We start from the raw sequence: 14,043 nt of genomic DNA on the forward strand, positions 1-14,043 counted from the left end.
CTTCGCTGCCGACGTCGGAGATAGGGCATGGCCGCTGTCCCGATAACCGGGTATAACTGGCACGACCTGTACGGAAATAAGAACAATGGCAGCTGACCTTAACGATCTCCAGGCATTTATGGCCGTCGCCCGCGCCGGCGGCTTTCGCGAAGCGGCCCGCGTCACGGCAGGCAGCGCGTCCGTGCTCAGCGAAGCCATTCGCCGTCTGGAGACCCAGCTCGGCGTGCGGCTCTTCAACCGCACCACGCGCAGTGTCGCCCTGACCGAGGCAGGCGCCGGCCTGCTGGCGCGTCTTGGCCCCGCGCTGGGTGAGGTGGAGGCCGCGCTCGATGTCGTGAACGGCTTTCGCGACCGGCCAGCCGGGACCTTGCGCCTTAATGTGCCGATAAGCGCCTCGCGGCTGGTGCTGCCAAAAATCGTTCCGGGATTTCTCGCCGCCTATCCGGCCATTCGTCTGGAAGTGATCGCGGAGGAGAACTTCGTCGACCTGCTGGTGGCTGGCTGCGATGCCGGCATCCGCTATGACGAGCGGCTGGAGCAGGACATGATCGCCGTGCCGATCGGACCGCGCACGCAGCGCTTCACCACCTCCGCGGCGCCGTCCTACCTTGACCGGCACGGACGGCCGCGGCACCCGCGCGACCTGCTTGGCCATGCCTGCGTGCGCGGCCGCTTCCCGAGCGGGGTCATGACGCCCTGGGAGTTCGAGCGGGATGGTGAGGTGGTGCGCGTCGATACCACGGGACCATTGCTCGTCAGCATCGGTGGGGGCGTCGATCTCGCCATCGATGCGGCGATCGCCGGCGTCGGCATTCTCTGGCTCTTCGAGGACTGGGTACGTCCGCATTTCGAGAGTGGCGCGCTGGAGCCTGTGCTGGAGCCGTGGTGGCAGAGCTTCTCTGGGCCGTTTCTCTACTATCCCGGCCGCCGACTGGTGCCGGCGCCGCTGCGCGCCTTCATCGACTACATCAAGACGCCGGCCGGACACTGGTGACGGAAAACAAAAGGCCGCCCGGAGGCGGCCTTTCGAAAGCTTGGAACCCGTAAAGCTTAGCGCTTCGGGAACTTGCCTCCAAGCGCTTGTTAGCGTTTGGAGAACTGGAAGCTGCGGCGGGCCTTGGCCTTGCCGTACTTCTTGCGCTCGACCACGCGGCTGTCGCGGGTCAGGAAGCCGCCCTTCTTGAGCACCGAGCGCAGGCCCGGCTCATAATAGGTCAGCGCCTTGGAGATACCGTGACGCACCGCACCGGCCTGGCCAGAGAGGCCGCCGCCGATGACGGTGGCGACGATGTCGTACTGGCCGGCGCGGTTGGCCGCGACGATCGGCTGGTTGAGGATCATCTGCAGCACCGGACGCGCGAAATAGGTCGCGAATTCCTTGTCGTTGACAGTGATCTTGCCGGAGCCCGGCTTCACCCAGACGCGCGCGATGGCGTTCTTGCGCTTGCCGGTGGCGTAGGCGCGGCCCGACTTGTCGAGCTTCTGGACATGCACGGGCGCGGCCGGCTGCGCGGCGACGGTGCCGAGTTCTGCGAGCGAGGAAAGCTCAGCCATTACGAGGCCCTCTTATTCTTGGAGTTCAGCTTGGCCACGTCGAGCGTGACGGGCTGCTGGGCGGTGTGCGGATGCTCGGCGCCGGCATAGACGCGGAGATTCTTCATCTGGCGGCGGCCAAGCGGGCCACGCGGGATCATGCGCTCGACGGCCTTCTCGACGACGCGCTCGGGGAAACGGCCCTCGAGCAGCTGGCGCGCGGTGCGCTCCTTGATGCCGCCGGGATGGCCGGTGTGCCAGTAGTAGACCTTGTCGGTGTACTTCTTGCCGGTGAACACCACCTTGTCGGCATTGATGACGATGACGTTGTCGCCATCATCGACATGCGGGGTGAAGGTGGGCTTGTGCTTGCCGCGCAGATGGTTGGCGATGACAGTGGCCAGACGACCGACGACGAGACCTTCAGCGTCGATCAGAACCCACTTCTTCACCACATCCGCAGGCTTCTGCGAAAAGGTAGCCATGGTTTTGCTCTCAGGTTGACCTTTCCCGTCCAGGAGGGACAAGAGAAGGCGTTTCTTGTTGCTTGGATTGACGGGAAAGCCGGAGCCACCCGCCAATAACAAAACGGCGGCCATTGCGGCCGCTGCTTCGGGTGGGCTTATAGGCGAGGGCGCCTGACGCGTCAAGGCAGCCGAAAATGCGTATAGCGAATAAAACGTCGAGAAAACAATATGTTAATTGAACGGTATTATTTTACCACAAGACCGACCTGCACAAGCGGCCGAACTAGGGGCACCGAAACCAGATAGGCCCCACGACACAGCGCAGTCCGGATTTCGGGAATAGACATAATTGCCTCATGGCTGGACGGCTCGGCAACGGGAATATCCTCGGCCCAGATCTGCAGAGCCTCGACTGCGTTCGGACCGATATCCTTTTCCTCGTCCGCAGCCGAAAAGCATCCCGGAATGTCCGGGAATTGAACACCGAACGCGCTATCTCCGGTCTTTTGAACAAGCGCGAAGTAGCTCTTCATTTTCAACCTCTTGAGTCCCTTTTCCTCGGGATCGAATAGGTCCCGGTGGCATGCGCCACAGTGTGTCCATCCGGCCCCGCCACGATGTCGATGTCGAACACCATCAGGCTCTTGCCGAGCTTCAGGATCCGGCAATGGCCGTCTATCGGACCGGCTTCGGCCTTGCGCATGAAGTTGATGTCGAGGTTGACCGTCACCGAAAGCGCGTCCGGTCCGGCGTGACTGAGCACGCAGACATAGCCGCCAATGTCGGCCAGCGTGAATAAGGACGGGCCTGAGACCGTGCCGCCGGGGCGCAGATGCCGCTCGTCGGCGTTGAGCCGCACGGTGCAGCCGCCGGGAAACACGTCGATCGCCTCGTAGGAGATGAAGTTGTCGTTGAGCTGCGGATAGACGCTCGCCATCAGCGCATTGACTTCCGCCGCGTTGAGCATTGGCTTCAGATCGCTTTGGGCGGGCATGGGCAACGTCCTATATTAGGTGACAGCTCCGGGCGATATGCCTGGACCAAACGGTGCGACGGAGAAAACACGCCTCGCGGCTGTTCTTCAACCGGCAGCGTGCTAGTTCTGTTGCTCCATGCGCCGCGCGCGCTGACCCGAGAGATTGGACATGGCTGAAGTTGTTGCCATCAAGCCCGCCGTCGCCGACGGCCCCGTTCTAGTCAGCCAGGACAAGGGCATTCTGCGCTTTACGCTCGCCAGCCCGCCGGCCAACGCGCTCTCACTGGCGACGATGGCGTCGCTGCAAGCCGAGTTCGATCGCGTCAAGTCCGACAAGTCCGTGCGCGTCATCATCCTGGCGGCGTCGGGAAAAGTGTTCTGCGCCGGTCACGACCTCAAGGAAATGACGGCGCACCGCGCCGAAGCGGATCGCGGCAAGGCCTTCTTCGAAAAGACCTTTGACGCCTGCGCGACGTTGATGCAGACCATCGTGCGCCACCCGAAGCCGGTGATCGCCGAGGTCGACGGCCTGGCGACCGCCGCCGGCCTCCAACTGGTCGCGAGCTGTGACCTCGCCATCGCCTCGCATGAGGCGACCTTCTGCACGCCTGGCGTCAATATCGGCCTGTTCTGCTCGACGCCGATGGTGGCGCTGTCGCGCAACGTCTCGCGCAAGCAGGCGATGGAAATGCTGCTCACCGGCGAGACGATCGACGCCGCGACCGCCAAGGAATTCGGCCTGATCAACCGCATCGTGCCGCGCGAATATTTGAATCAGGTTGTCAACAAATACGCGCAAACCATTGCTTCGAAATCGTCTTTGGTGGTCAAGGCCGGCAAGGAAGCTTTCTACGCCCAGGCCGAGATGGGGCTGGCCGACGCCTATGCCTATACCGGCCGTGTGATGGTGGAAAACATGCTGGCCCGCGACGCCGAGGAAGGCATCGGCGCCTTCATCGGCAAGCGCAAGCCGCAATGGACCGACGAGTAGCCGGTTTGAATGAAGCCGCGCCATTCCATCGCTGAAGGTCCGCCGTGGCTGCCCGCAAGCAACTGACGCGGTTGAAAGCGCCCTACCTCAAGCGCATCCTGCTTGAGCCGTCACGCGTTGCCGACTGGGAGCAATATCCCTGGAACCTGCCGATTTTCCGCGACCGCGAGTTCGAGTTCGAATTCGCTTCGGCCATCACCATCATCGTCGGCGAGAACGGCACCGGCAAATCGACACTGCTGGAAGCGATCGGTGCCTTGGCCGGTTATGACGAGGCTGGCGGCGGCAAGGGCTACATGCCCGTCGATCATTCTCGCGCCATCGACAAGAGCGGCGCAGGGCTGGCGAGCAGTTTCCGGTGCCACTGGCTGCCAAAGGTGACCGCGGGCTGGTTCTTTCGCGCCGAGTCATTCTATTCGGTTGCACGCTATCTCGACGAGGCGGCGCGGGAATCCGGCGGTGCGCCGCCCGATTTCCTCTCATGGTCGCATGGCGAAGGTTTTATCCGCTTCTTCGAAGAGCGCTGCCGCCGGCAAGGCATCTACATTCTCGACGAGCCCGAAAGCGCGCGCTCGCCGACGCGTCAGATCGAGCTGCTCAAATTGCTTCAACGCATGGAGCAGTCCGGCACCGCGCAGGTGATCATGGCGACGCACTCGCCTTTGCTGATGGCTTGTCCGAACGCGCGGCTCTTCCGCATAAGCCGCTTCGGCCTCGACTCGATCGATTTTCAGGACACCGACCATTTTCGCATGATGCGCGACTTCTGCAGCGATCCGGCTGCCTTTCTCGCCGAAGCGCTGTATGAGGACGAGCCATGAATCACGACACTTACGACAACACCTACATCGCCGGCATTCTGAACTCGGTGAAGACGATCGCCATGGTGGGCGCGTCGCCCAACGACGTGCGGCCGAGCTACTTCGTGTTGAAATATCTATTGGCCAAAGGCTTTTCGGTGCTGCCGATCAATCCCGGTCACGCCGGCAAGCAGATCCTCGGACAGACGGTCTATGCCAGCCTCGCCGACCTGCCGCATCCGGTCGACATGGTCGACATCTTTCGCGCTTCTTCGGCGGTCCCTGGCATCGTCGACCAGGTGCTGAAACTCGACCCACTGCCCAAGGTCGTCTGGATGCAGCTCGGCGTGCGCCATGACGAGGCCGCCGCCCGCGCCGAGGCGGCCGGCATCAAGGTGGTGATGAACCGCTGTCCAAAGATCGAATATGGCAAGCTGTCCGGCGAGATCGGCTGGACCGGTGTCAATTCCGGCGTTCTCTCGTCGAAGAAGCCGATAATGCGACAGGGTTTTCAGAGCTTCGGCGTGCGGCAGAAATAAGCAGGCGCAGCTCGCGCAAAATTATTCCGGGAAGAAATAGATTTTCTCGGGCGTTCGCCCAAGGTCGCACCCCGAAAGGTATTTTCTTCTTTGCATTCCAACTCGGGCTTCGCCAAGAATGCCCGGCGATTTTTCGAAGATCAGGAGAGGGATTTCGATGACCCGTACGCCCGGTTTCAACACTTTGGCCGTTCATGCCGGCGCCAAGCCAGATCCGGCAACCGGCGCGCGCGCCACGCCGATCTACCAGACCACCTCCTTCGTCTTCGACGACGCCGACCATGCCGCCTCGCTGTTCGGGCTGAAGGCCTTCGGCAACATCTACACCCGCATCATGAACCCGACGCAGGCGGTGCTTGAGGAGCGCCTCGCAGCACTCGAAGGCGGCACCGCCGCGCTTGCCGTTGCTTCCGGCCATGCCGCGCAGGTCATCGTCTTCCACAATCTGATGCAGCCCGGCGAGAATTTCATCGCCGCCAACAAGCTCTATGGCGGTTCGATCAACCAGTTCGGCCACGCCTTCAAGAATTACGGCTGGGAGGTGCGCTGGGCCGACGTCAACGACCTCTCGACCTTCGAGAACCAGATCGACGACAAGACCAAGGCGATCTTCATCGAAAGCCTCGCCAATCCAGGTGGCGTCTTCGTCGACATCGAGAAGATCGGCGACATCGCCCGCAAGCATGGCCTGCCGTTGATCGTCGACAACACGCTGGCTTCGCCCTATCTGGTGCGTCCGATCGAGCATGGCGCCGACATCGTCGTGCATTCGCTGACAAAATTCATCGGCGGACACGGCAATTCGATCGGCGGCGTCATCGTCGACGGCGGTACGTTCGACTGGTCGAAATCCGGCAAATATCCGATGCTGTCGGAGCCGCGACCCGAATATGGCGGGCTCGTCCTGCATGAGACCTTCGGCAATTTCGCCTTCGCCATTGCCGCGCGCGTTCTCGGCCTGCGCGATCTCGGCCCGGCGATCTCGCCCTTCAACGCTTTCCTGATCCTGACCGGCCTGGAGACGCTGCCGCTCAGGATGCAGCGTCACTGCGACAACGCCGCAAGCGTCGCCGGCTGGCTCTCCAACCATCCCAAGGTAGCCTGGGTGAACTATCCCGGACTGCCAAGCGACAAGAACAATGCGCTGCAGAAGAAATATTCGCCGCAGGGCGCGGGCGCCGTCTTCACCTTCGGTCTCAAGGGCGGTTACGAGGCCGGCGTCAAATTCGTCGAGGCACTCGAACTGTTCTCGCATCTCGCCAATGTCGGCGACACCAAGTCGCTGGTCATCCATCCGGCCTCGACCACGCATCGCCAGCTGTCCGACGAGCAGAAGGTCAAGGCCGGCGCCGGGCCTGACACGGTGCGGTTGTCGATCGGCATCGAGGACGTCAACGACATCGTCGCCGATCTCGAACAGGCGCTGAGCAAGGTCTGATATGTCGGCCTTTCTTTCGGTCGATGTCGAAGCCGTCGAGCCGGAGGCCGGTGCGCCGGCCCCGGACCGGGTGATCTCAGGCGATCCGAAATTCCGCACCTGGAATGTCGAGGAGCGCGACGGCGGCCTCTATGCCGGCATCTGGGAAGCGACGCCGGGCAAATGGCGCATCTCTTACGACGAATGGGAGTTCTGCCACATCCTGTCCGGCGTCTCGGTGATCGCCGAGGATGGCGGCGAGGCGCGCACGGTGCGGGCCGGCGACAGTTTCGTGCTAAGGCCGGGGTTCAAAGGGACCTGGGAAGTGCTCGAGACGACGCGCAAGGAATATGTGATCAAGCTTTGAGCGTTTCGCAGGACTCAGAGCAGCCGGTCGACATCGCTGTCGGAAAAGCCAAATTGGCCCATCATCTCCCGATGCCAGGCGCTTCCGAGCAGATCACCGAGACATTGGTCGACGCGCCGGCGCAGCGCGTCATTGCCCTTGGCGAGAGCGAAAGCGCCCGCGGCGGGCTGCCGTTCGGAAGCCGGCACATCGATCACATCGAGCAACGCGCCTGGCCGGCTGTTGACATAGCCGCGATGCGCCATGGCGACGCTGGCATAGGCGTCGGCGCGGCCTGCCGCGACGGCTTCGGCGGCCTCGGCCTGCGTGGCGAATATCCTGATCCGGCGGGGCGGCACGCCGTTCCGCAGCGCGGTCTGGTGCTGGATCTGGTCGGATATCACCGCGAGCACGGCGGAGGGATGCTGCGCGACGGAGCGATAGCCGTTCAGCTCCAGCGGATTGCCTTTGGCGACCATCAGCCCGTCCGGCAGCGACCAGATTGGCCGCGTGAAGTCCACGAGCTTGCTGCGCTCCTCGGAGATGAACAGGCCCGTCGTCATGTCCCAGCGGCCGTCGACCAAACCGGGGAGCAGTTCGGCGAACTCCGTCTCGATCGACGAGAAGTCCTCCGATTTGAGCACCTGGCAAACCTTCTCGGCGAGCACTGCATCGCAACCGCCGAGCTTGCCGGTAGCATCGGTGAAGCAAAAGGGCGGCTCCTGCAGATAGGCGAATTTCATGGTTAGGTTCCGGACGACGATTTCAGCTGTTCGAGGCGGAACGGTTTGCCGGTCAAAAGGCCACGGCAACCCGTTCAAGCCCATGGAAATGGTAAGTGTCGCGGAAGCGCGGCTCGTCCGCCAGGCGCAGATCCGGCAGCCGGTCGAACAGCGTCTTCAGCGACACCTGCAGTTCAAGCCTCGCCAGCGGCGCGCCGATGCAGAAATGGATGCCGGCGCCGAAGGAAACGTTCTTCTGGTCCGTGCGGGCCGGGTTGAAGCTATCAGGCGCGGCAAAGGCCAGCGGATCGCGATTGGCCATACCGAGCAGCAGCGCGACCATCTCGCCGGGCTTGACCATGATGCCTGGCGAAATCTCGATCTCCTCATAGGCATAGCGCAGGAACATATGCAGGGGCGCGTCGAAGCGCAGGCATTCTTCGACCGCCGCGACGTTTTTCTCCGGCGTTTCAAAGAACCGGCGCGGATCGCCGCCCTGGGCCAGGATCGAACGCACCGCATTGCCGGTCTGGTGTACCGTCGCTTCATGGCCGGCGTTGAGAAGCAGGATCGCCGAGGACACCAGCTCGTCTTCCGACAGCTTCTGGCCGTTATCCTGGGCCTCGATCAGCAGCGACAGCAGGTCGTCGCCGGGCTTCTTGCGCCGCTCGGTCACGTAGCCGCGCAGGAAGGCGGCAAAATCGCGCGCGGCGCGGTTGGCCGTGTCCTCGGTTTCGCACGTGCGGCCGTGCATGTACATGGCGACCATCTGGTGCGACCAGTCGAGCAGTTGCGGCCCCATCTCGACCGGCACGCCGAGCATCTCGGCGATGATGGTGATCGGTAAGGGCGAGGCGTAGGCCGGCAAAAGGTCGACGCCGTTTGGCTCGAAACGGTCGACCAGCTCGTTGGCCAATGCCTCGATCCGTGGCCTGAGCCGCTCGACCTGGCGTGAGACGAAGGCACGGTTTACCAGTGTCCGCAGCCGGGTGTGCACTGGCGGCTCGAGTTCCAGCATGGAATTGGCCTCGATCGCATCAAAGGCCACGAGGTGCGAGCGGTCGTCGCCAACGCCACGGCTGTCGGGAATACCCGCCGGGTTCTGGCGGCCGAAACGGCGGTCGCGCAGCAGCCGGTTGACGTCATCGAAACCGCCAAAACACCAGAAACCGTAGTCTTCCCAAAAGAAGGCGCTAGCAGTGCCGTGCAGGAAGGCATAGGCCTCATAGGGGTTCTGCACGAAGGCCGGTTCATGCGGGTCGAGACGTAGGCGGCGGCTCGATGTGTCGAAGTCGAGATAGGCTGGCATCATGCTGAACCATTAGCGCGCCTTGTCCGTCCGATGCCAGACATGTCTTGGCGCCCGAGACGGACAAGCGTTGAGCCAGCCGCTAATGACCCGTTTTCAGGATGCTCGCGACCTTGGCGGCAATTGCCGCGTCGAGCGCCGGCCAGTTCGCCAGCAGCTCGCGGGGAAAACGATAGGTGAGGCTGAGCTCGTCGCCGACCTGGATGTCGCGCTCGCAAGGCGCCAGTGATTCCTCCGCGCTCGGCCCGCTGAGGCAGCGGGCGACGAACGGATCCTTGCCGGGACGCTCGGCGACGGCCAGCACCTCGTTGAGATAGCCTGACTTTTCGCTGAAAGCGTAAACCGTCGTGCCGCCCGGACCGGGCGTGCCCGGCCGTTTGATCAGGGCGCTGTAGATCGGCGCGAAACGGCCACTCATGTCGCGCGACATCATACGCGGTTCGAACGACAGGAAGATGATCTTCCTGGTCGTCGTGTGGTTGAAGTCGTCGCGCGCGGCCGCGCTGTAGCCGTCCATCTCGGGATAGCGCAGGTAGAGATCGAGCCGTGAGGCAATGCCGTCTCGCCTCGCCTGGTCGAAGCGGATGAAGTTTGCCGGAACGCTGATGAGATTGTTGCCCATGACGATCCGGCGCACCGTCGTGTCATCGGTATAGCCGGCCATGGCGATCGACCGTCCAAGCCATTTGCCGCCGACGCTGATGGCCACCGACAGCAGCGCGAGAGCCGCGAAAATGTAGAAGACCCGCTTCATCAAGGTCGAATCGACGACCTCGAAGTCCGGGCTCTCGGCGATATTTGCCTGTCTCATTCGCTCTTTCCCGATCCGCCCACCTGTCCTTCGGCGGCACAGCCTGCGCGGCATGGCTCTTGCAGCGCGTTGGCACGAATGTGCGTTTTCATGGTAAACGGTTGGTAAACATGGATCCCATTGTGCTTGTTCTTTACGCTTTCGCGGTTGGTGTCACGGGCTGCGGGCTGGCCGGATCGGCCATGGAACTGTTGTCAGGCCGGCGCCTGGCCTTTGCCGAGCCCTATGTTTCGCCGGTCCATATCCTGCGCTCGCTCGCAGCAACGGCTTGCGCCGGACCGTTCATGCTTACCAACGAAGCCTTGGCCGCCCGGCGCGAGGGCCGTATCGGCACGATGGCGCTGTTGTCCTGCGGTTGCACGGCCATTGCCTGGTCCATGGCGCTCGGCATCGTGCTCATCGCCATTGCATCCTGGGCGACCGAGAACTTAGGGTCCTTCGAATTCTCTGGTTGAGACGATTCGGAGACGCAAAATGCCGGTCTATGCAATCGATGGGAAAGCGCCCGAGTTCGAGGACGCCGACACGAACTGGATTGCGCCGGACGCCACGCTGATCGGCAATATCCGGATCGGCCGCAATGTCGGCTTCTGGTTCGGCGTAGCCATCCGCGGCGATGGTGAACCGATCATCATCGGCGCCGATACCAATGTGCAGGAACATACGATCATGCACACCGATCCGGGCTTTCCGCTGACCATCGGCCAAGGCTGCACGATCGGCCATCGCGCGCTGCTGCATGGCTGCACGATCGGCGACAACAGCCTGATCGGCATGGGCGCCATCGTGCTGAACGGCGCCAGGATCGGCAACAACTCGCTGGTCGGCGCCGGCGCTCTGGTGACCGAAAACAAGGTTTTTCCCGACAATTCGCTGATCGTCGGCTCGCCCGCCAAAGTGATAAGGACGCTGGACGAAGCGGCAATCGAGCGGCTGCGCGTCTCGGCGGCGCATTACGTGGCCAACGCCAAACGCTTCAAGGCCAAGCTGACGGTGGTATGACGGCGGCCGCGCGCCGCGCGTCATCCGCGGCGGCTATTCATCGCTTCACGCAGCAGAAAGGCGCCGGCCTCGAAGCCGGCCTCTTCCGCGCCTTCCAACGGTGTCTCATAGTCGTCGATGCGGGTCCTTAGCGACGGGTCCGCGCCCGAGAGTAGCAGCAGGTGGATCGCCTCGGCGTCACGCCGCGAAACCGCGTAGTGCAGGGGCGTCCAGTCGTTCACGCCGCGCATATTCGGGTCGGCGCCATGCTCCAGCAGGATATGGATGACGTCCAGCCGATCCGGCCGTTCCGTCGACAACGCCGCAATGATCGAGGGAAAGCCGGCAGGATCCTCGTAATTCGGGTTCGAGCCGGCATCGAGCAGGGCGGTGATGAATGCGGCCGGGCTCCAGTAGATCGCATATTCCAGCGGATGGCCAAGGCCGAGCTCGAAGGGCATCCGCTCGTCGAACCAGCGCGCCGAGCCGCCGAGCGCAGCACCCAGGGCCGCGAAATCTCCGGCCTTGAACGCTCCGTCTATAGCCTTGAACAACCGGTGTCGGGCGCCGCGATCCTCAGGGACTTCCAGCATCGCCTTCATCCGCAATGAGCGAGCCATATTGCTCCCTTCCGCCTCGCTCGCAAAGGCCGTCTCGGCAGCGGCCTTCGGCAAGCCCCGATCGTTTGCCCTCGACAGGCACGGCCTGAAACAGCGGAGCCGGCCCCGGGGACAGGGGCCGGCTCCTAAAACCCGGTCGTTGGGGACGGGGAGGGTGGGGACTCGACCGGGCTTTTCCCGAAGCACGTCGCGCGAGCGCGACGTGGCTAATCGCTTTGGCGCCTTAGCGGACGCTGGCGACCGCGTCCTCGCGGCCGTCGTTGATCGTCACCCAAACGCCCGAATTCTCAGTCGATTGACGCTTGAGATAGGTGTAGACCGTATCGTCCCAGGCGAGCACTTTCGGCTCGAGATTGTCGAGGATGAATTCGCCGAGGCTGGTGCGCACGGTGAGCACGGCATGGCCGTCGCCATTCGGCTGACGCACCACCGTCATCAACAGATTGCCGGCCGGCACACCTGCGGCCATCAGCTCGCGGCGCTTCTCCAGCGCGTAGTCCTCGCAATCGCCAACGCCGTTGTCGGGATAGGCCCAGTATTCCTCGACACCGTAGATTTCCATGTCGGTGCGCGGCTTGACGCGGGTGTTGACCGCATTGTTGACGTTGACGATCGTCGCCCACAGCTTGCGCGTGAGTTCGACCGGCGGCCCCTTCGGCGTCCGCTCGTTGCATTCGACCGGAATGCGCTGACAGAAATCATAGTGACCGACCGGCTGGGTGGTGCGGCCACCCGTATGCATGAAAACCGGTCCTGCGCTTGCCGTACCCCAGGCGGAAAGCTGCATCGCCATTGCCAAGAGCAACAGCTTGCCCCTCGTCATTTTCATTCTTGTAGTCTCCCCGTTTGAGGAGACTGTGCCACGTTGGGATTTATTTGACGCAAAAACCCGAAGTAGACATTGAGTAAAACGCCAGTAGAATAAACATAAAATTTGAACTATCGCGATCTCGGATTATTCAGATTTGCGAGCTTTCGCCGGAGCCGGCCGGCCGAAACCGGGCGACAAAAAACCGGCCGCCAGGGGCCGGTCCGCTTCGCTGCGGGCGAACCCGCGCTTGAGCGATTCCAGGAAAGTGTGAGCTCGGCGGCTTCGCCCTCTATGACCGCGGCGCGTTGAATTCCTGGTCGAGCGTTTCCGGCCGCTGGATGACCGCGAATTCGATGGCGACGCCATCCTCGAAATGGCGCACCACCTGGCCGCGCATTGTTCCAAGCATGACCTGGATGCCGATCGCCGGCTTGACGTCGATCTCGATCGCGGCACCCGAGAGCGACAGGTCGATGATGCGGCACTGATATTGGCGCCCGTCGGTGAGCTGCAGGACACTCATCGGATTGCGCGGCGCCACGCGCTCGTGGCGACGATCCTCGGGCAGGTCCAGCTCATGCTTGTTGGCAAGCCAGGTGAGCTGCGCGGCGAGCTTGTCTTTCTTGCGATCCGAGGCGATGACGGTCATGGCGAAACCGTCCTGCGACGTGCGCGTCACGATCCCTTCGACGCGGCCGATATGGTCGATATAGGCGATAACCTTCTCGCCGGGCATGCCGATCCGGTCGGTGCGCAACGCGACGTTGCCGGGTGACATATCGATCACCTGGCACGGATGCTCGGTGCGGTCTTCCAGCATGAAGCGTCCGTAAATCTTGACCCGGACACGCTGAAAGTTGCGCCGTTCAGCTCGTGACGGTGCATATTCTACCGCCGCTGACCTCATGACTGCCTGCACCCCGTTGGCATTCCGCGCGACGATGCGTGGAATTTCGCCCCGAAAAACTACAGCGAAGCAGGTTAACAAACGGGAAAAATCGGCCGCGAAAGCCTGGGCCTGGAAGCCGCGCGACGCGGAAAAATTAACCGCGAGCGAAGGGAAAATCCGGCACGGCCAGGCTCATTCGTGACGCCCGCCGTCGAGGACGACGAGATGGCGGATGCGGCGCACGCGGCCGAGCGCCGAAATGGTTTCCGGGGGATCGAATTCGGACGGAACGAGTGAGGGAACCTCGATCGCCGGCCGGTTCTTCAGGAACATCGGTTCCTTCTCGGGATCTATCACCCGGATCGTGTCGATGAGCGCGTCGGCGAGCGGGTCCGCGCCTAGCCAGAACGGCTTTTCGGCGGTGCTGATAATGCCGAGGCAGCGCGGGTTCTCGTGGCCCCCATCCAAGGGCAGCGCCAGGAGCTCGAATTTGTTGGAGCGGCCGTTGCGGCTGAATCCCTCGTAAGTCATGAACAGAACCGATTTCTGATCGAAAACGCCCTGCATTAGTCGGGACACCAGCCGCTGATCTTTCTCGCGCCAGAGCGAAGGAAAAGAGAAACCCTTGAGCTCGCGTCCGTAGTAAGCGCAGAGCCTCGTGCCGGCCAGCCGGAACACCGCTTCGCCGCGCGTGTCGCGCTCGAGGATGAAGGTGTCGGCCAGAAGCGACTTGATGTCGGCCGGCTCCACTTCCGATCGTTTCGGGGCGAGACGGCCATCACGCAGCTGGTTCCAATATTGGAACAGCGCGATCGATCCTTTTTCTTTCAT

19 protein-coding genes are annotated in these 14,043 nt (G+C 62.7%); 8 read left to right on the top strand and 11 right to left on the bottom strand.

Translation table 11 applies throughout. From position 1 onward, the window contains the following. Window positions 1–85 precede the first annotated feature (85 nt). Complete coding sequence (locus tag DPM35_RS25495) at window positions 86–994, top strand: LysR family transcriptional regulator (protein ID WP_112129961.1); 909 nt, start codon at window positions 86–88, stop codon at window positions 992–994. Between the two features lie 89 nt (window positions 995–1,083). Here DPM35_RS25495 and rpsI read toward each other — a convergent pair whose 3' ends face one another. The 4 genes from rpsI to DPM35_RS25515 all read right to left on the bottom strand — a co-directional run bounded on the left by rpsI (window position 1,084) and on the right by DPM35_RS25515 (window position 2,994). Beyond that, the gene (rpsI, locus tag DPM35_RS25500) at window positions 1,084–1,554 is read right to left on the bottom strand and encodes a 30S ribosomal protein S9 (RefSeq protein WP_040999876.1); all 471 of its coding nucleotides are present in this window, start codon (window positions 1,552–1,554) and stop codon (window positions 1,084–1,086) included. Further along, window positions 1,554–2,018, bottom strand: coding sequence for a 50S ribosomal protein L13 (gene rplM, locus DPM35_RS25505; protein WP_040983169.1), 465 nt, complete (start codon window positions 2,016–2,018; stop codon window positions 1,554–1,556). Before rplM ends, rpsI begins: the two co-directional genes overlap by 1 nt. A 227-nt stretch (window positions 2,019–2,245) precedes the next feature. Then, on the bottom strand, window positions 2,246–2,533 hold the full coding sequence (locus DPM35_RS25510; protein WP_112129962.1) for a type II toxin-antitoxin system HicB family antitoxin: 288 nt from the start codon (window positions 2,531–2,533) through the stop codon (window positions 2,246–2,248). Between the two features lie 2 nt (window positions 2,534–2,535). Continuing rightward, window positions 2,536–2,994 (bottom strand): PaaI family thioesterase, encoded by a 459-nt coding sequence (locus DPM35_RS25515; RefSeq protein WP_112129963.1) that lies wholly within the window; start codon window positions 2,992–2,994, stop codon window positions 2,536–2,538. Window positions 2,995–3,145: 151 nt separating this feature from the next. Here DPM35_RS25515 and DPM35_RS25520 point away from each other — a divergent pair, with 151 nt between their 5' ends. The 5 genes from DPM35_RS25520 (at window position 3,146) to DPM35_RS25540 (ending at window position 7,090) form a co-directional block, all read left to right on the top strand. Next, the gene (locus tag DPM35_RS25520) at window positions 3,146–3,967 is read left to right on the top strand and encodes an enoyl-CoA hydratase (protein WP_112129964.1); all 822 of its coding nucleotides are present in this window, start codon (window positions 3,146–3,148) and stop codon (window positions 3,965–3,967) included. A gap of 44 nt (window positions 3,968–4,011) precedes the next feature. Further along, a complete protein-coding gene (locus DPM35_RS25525; RefSeq protein ID WP_112129965.1) occupies window positions 4,012–4,788 on the top strand; it encodes an AAA family ATPase in 777 nt (258 codons plus the stop codon). Beyond that, complete coding sequence (locus DPM35_RS25530) at window positions 4,785–5,306, top strand: CoA-binding protein (RefSeq protein WP_112129966.1); 522 nt, start codon at window positions 4,785–4,787, stop codon at window positions 5,304–5,306. Before DPM35_RS25525 ends, DPM35_RS25530 begins: the two co-directional genes overlap by 4 nt. 157 nt (window positions 5,307–5,463) lie before the next feature. Next, window positions 5,464–6,744, top strand: coding sequence for an O-acetylhomoserine aminocarboxypropyltransferase (locus tag DPM35_RS25535; protein WP_112130037.1), 1,281 nt, complete (start codon window positions 5,464–5,466; stop codon window positions 6,742–6,744). Between the two features lies 1 nt (window position 6,745). After that, window positions 6,746–7,090: a cupin domain-containing protein gene (locus tag DPM35_RS25540; protein ID WP_112129967.1), complete on the top strand. Its 345-nt coding sequence runs from the start codon at window positions 6,746–6,748 to the stop codon at window positions 7,088–7,090. A gap of 14 nt (window positions 7,091–7,104) precedes the next feature. On the opposite strand, the gene DPM35_RS25545 is transcribed toward DPM35_RS25540, so the two are convergent. From DPM35_RS25545 to DPM35_RS25555, 3 genes are all read right to left on the bottom strand, one after another. Then, entirely contained in the window at window positions 7,105–7,812 is a 708-nt protein-coding gene (locus DPM35_RS25545) for a transporter substrate-binding domain-containing protein (protein ID WP_112129968.1), read from the bottom strand. Between the two features lie 52 nt (window positions 7,813–7,864). Then, a complete protein-coding gene (locus tag DPM35_RS25550; protein WP_112129969.1) occupies window positions 7,865–9,103 on the bottom strand; it encodes a cytochrome P450 in 1,239 nt (412 codons plus the stop codon). A gap of 79 nt (window positions 9,104–9,182) precedes the next feature. Then, window positions 9,183–9,911: a hypothetical protein gene (locus DPM35_RS25555; RefSeq protein ID WP_112129970.1), complete on the bottom strand. Its 729-nt coding sequence runs from the start codon at window positions 9,909–9,911 to the stop codon at window positions 9,183–9,185. 59 nt (window positions 9,912–9,970) lie between these two features. Between DPM35_RS25555 and DPM35_RS25560 the strand changes: the two genes are divergently transcribed. After that, window positions 9,971–10,366: a DUF6949 family protein gene (locus DPM35_RS25560; protein WP_425373411.1), complete on the top strand. Its 396-nt coding sequence runs from the start codon at window positions 9,971–9,973 to the stop codon at window positions 10,364–10,366. Window positions 10,367–10,385: 19 nt separating this feature from the next. Beyond that, window positions 10,386–10,913, top strand: coding sequence for a gamma carbonic anhydrase family protein (locus DPM35_RS25565; protein WP_112129972.1), 528 nt, complete (start codon window positions 10,386–10,388; stop codon window positions 10,911–10,913). 20 nt (window positions 10,914–10,933) lie between these two features. On the opposite strand, the gene DPM35_RS25570 is transcribed toward DPM35_RS25565, so the two are convergent. From DPM35_RS25570 to DPM35_RS25585, 4 genes are all read right to left on the bottom strand, one after another. Next, window positions 10,934–11,485, bottom strand: coding sequence for an ankyrin repeat domain-containing protein (locus DPM35_RS25570; protein WP_112130038.1), 552 nt, complete (start codon window positions 11,483–11,485; stop codon window positions 10,934–10,936). A 250-nt stretch (window positions 11,486–11,735) separates the two neighbouring features. Continuing rightward, the gene (locus DPM35_RS25575) at window positions 11,736–12,341 is read right to left on the bottom strand and encodes a transglutaminase-like cysteine peptidase (RefSeq protein WP_112129973.1); all 606 of its coding nucleotides are present in this window, start codon (window positions 12,339–12,341) and stop codon (window positions 11,736–11,738) included. A gap of 271 nt (window positions 12,342–12,612) precedes the next feature. Beyond that, the gene (locus DPM35_RS25580) at window positions 12,613–13,230 is read right to left on the bottom strand and encodes a PilZ domain-containing protein (RefSeq protein ID WP_112129974.1); all 618 of its coding nucleotides are present in this window, start codon (window positions 13,228–13,230) and stop codon (window positions 12,613–12,615) included. 174 nt (window positions 13,231–13,404) lie between these two features. Further along, window positions 13,405–14,043, bottom strand: a complete 639-nt coding sequence (locus tag DPM35_RS25585) for a PAS domain-containing protein (protein ID WP_112130039.1) — start codon at window positions 14,041–14,043, stop codon at window positions 13,405–13,407.

It is taken from the genome of Mesorhizobium atlanticum (assembly GCF_003289965.1).
Lineage (GTDB): Bacteria > Pseudomonadota > Alphaproteobacteria > Rhizobiales > Rhizobiaceae > Mesorhizobium > Mesorhizobium atlanticum.

Bases quoted from the DNA above. Each gene is read 5' to 3' on its own strand.
- rplM (WP_040983169.1), bottom strand. From the start codon at position 2,018: ATGGCTACCTTTTCGCAGAAGCCTGCGGATGTGGTGAAGAAGTGGGTT.
- DPM35_RS25535 (WP_112130037.1), top strand. From the start codon at position 5,464: ATGACCCGTACGCCCGGTTTCAACACTTTGGCCGTTCATGCCGGCGCC.
- DPM35_RS25510 (WP_112129962.1), bottom strand. From the start codon at position 2,533: ATGAAGAGCTACTTCGCGCTTGTTCAAAAGACCGGAGATAGCGCGTTC.
- DPM35_RS25545 (WP_112129968.1), bottom strand. From the start codon at position 7,812: ATGAAATTCGCCTATCTGCAGGAGCCGCCCTTTTGCTTCACCGATGCT.
- DPM35_RS25520 (WP_112129964.1), top strand. From the start codon at position 3,146: ATGGCTGAAGTTGTTGCCATCAAGCCCGCCGTCGCCGACGGCCCCGTT.
- DPM35_RS25530 (WP_112129966.1), top strand. From the start codon at position 4,785: ATGAATCACGACACTTACGACAACACCTACATCGCCGGCATTCTGAAC.
- DPM35_RS25575 (WP_112129973.1), bottom strand. From the start codon at position 12,341: ATGAAAATGACGAGGGGCAAGCTGTTGCTCTTGGCAATGGCGATGCAG.
- DPM35_RS25555 (WP_112129970.1), bottom strand. From the start codon at position 9,911: ATGAGACAGGCAAATATCGCCGAGAGCCCGGACTTCGAGGTCGTCGAT.
- DPM35_RS25540 (WP_112129967.1), top strand. From the start codon at position 6,746: ATGTCGGCCTTTCTTTCGGTCGATGTCGAAGCCGTCGAGCCGGAGGCC.
- DPM35_RS25580 (WP_112129974.1), bottom strand. From the start codon at position 13,230: ATGAGGTCAGCGGCGGTAGAATATGCACCGTCACGAGCTGAACGGCGC.
- DPM35_RS25585 (WP_112130039.1), bottom strand. From the start codon at position 14,043: ATGAAAGAAAAAGGATCGATCGCGCTGTTCCAATATTGGAACCAGCTG.
- DPM35_RS25495 (WP_112129961.1), top strand. From the start codon at position 86: ATGGCAGCTGACCTTAACGATCTCCAGGCATTTATGGCCGTCGCCCGC.
- rpsI (WP_040999876.1), bottom strand. From the start codon at position 1,554: ATGGCTGAGCTTTCCTCGCTCGCAGAACTCGGCACCGTCGCCGCGCAG.
- DPM35_RS25550 (WP_112129969.1), bottom strand. From the start codon at position 9,103: ATGATGCCAGCCTATCTCGACTTCGACACATCGAGCCGCCGCCTACGT.
- DPM35_RS25565 (WP_112129972.1), top strand. From the start codon at position 10,386: ATGCCGGTCTATGCAATCGATGGGAAAGCGCCCGAGTTCGAGGACGCC.
- DPM35_RS25515 (WP_112129963.1), bottom strand. From the start codon at position 2,994: ATGCCCGCCCAAAGCGATCTGAAGCCAATGCTCAACGCGGCGGAAGTC.
- DPM35_RS25570 (WP_112130038.1), bottom strand. From the start codon at position 11,485: ATGCTGGAAGTCCCTGAGGATCGCGGCGCCCGACACCGGTTGTTCAAG.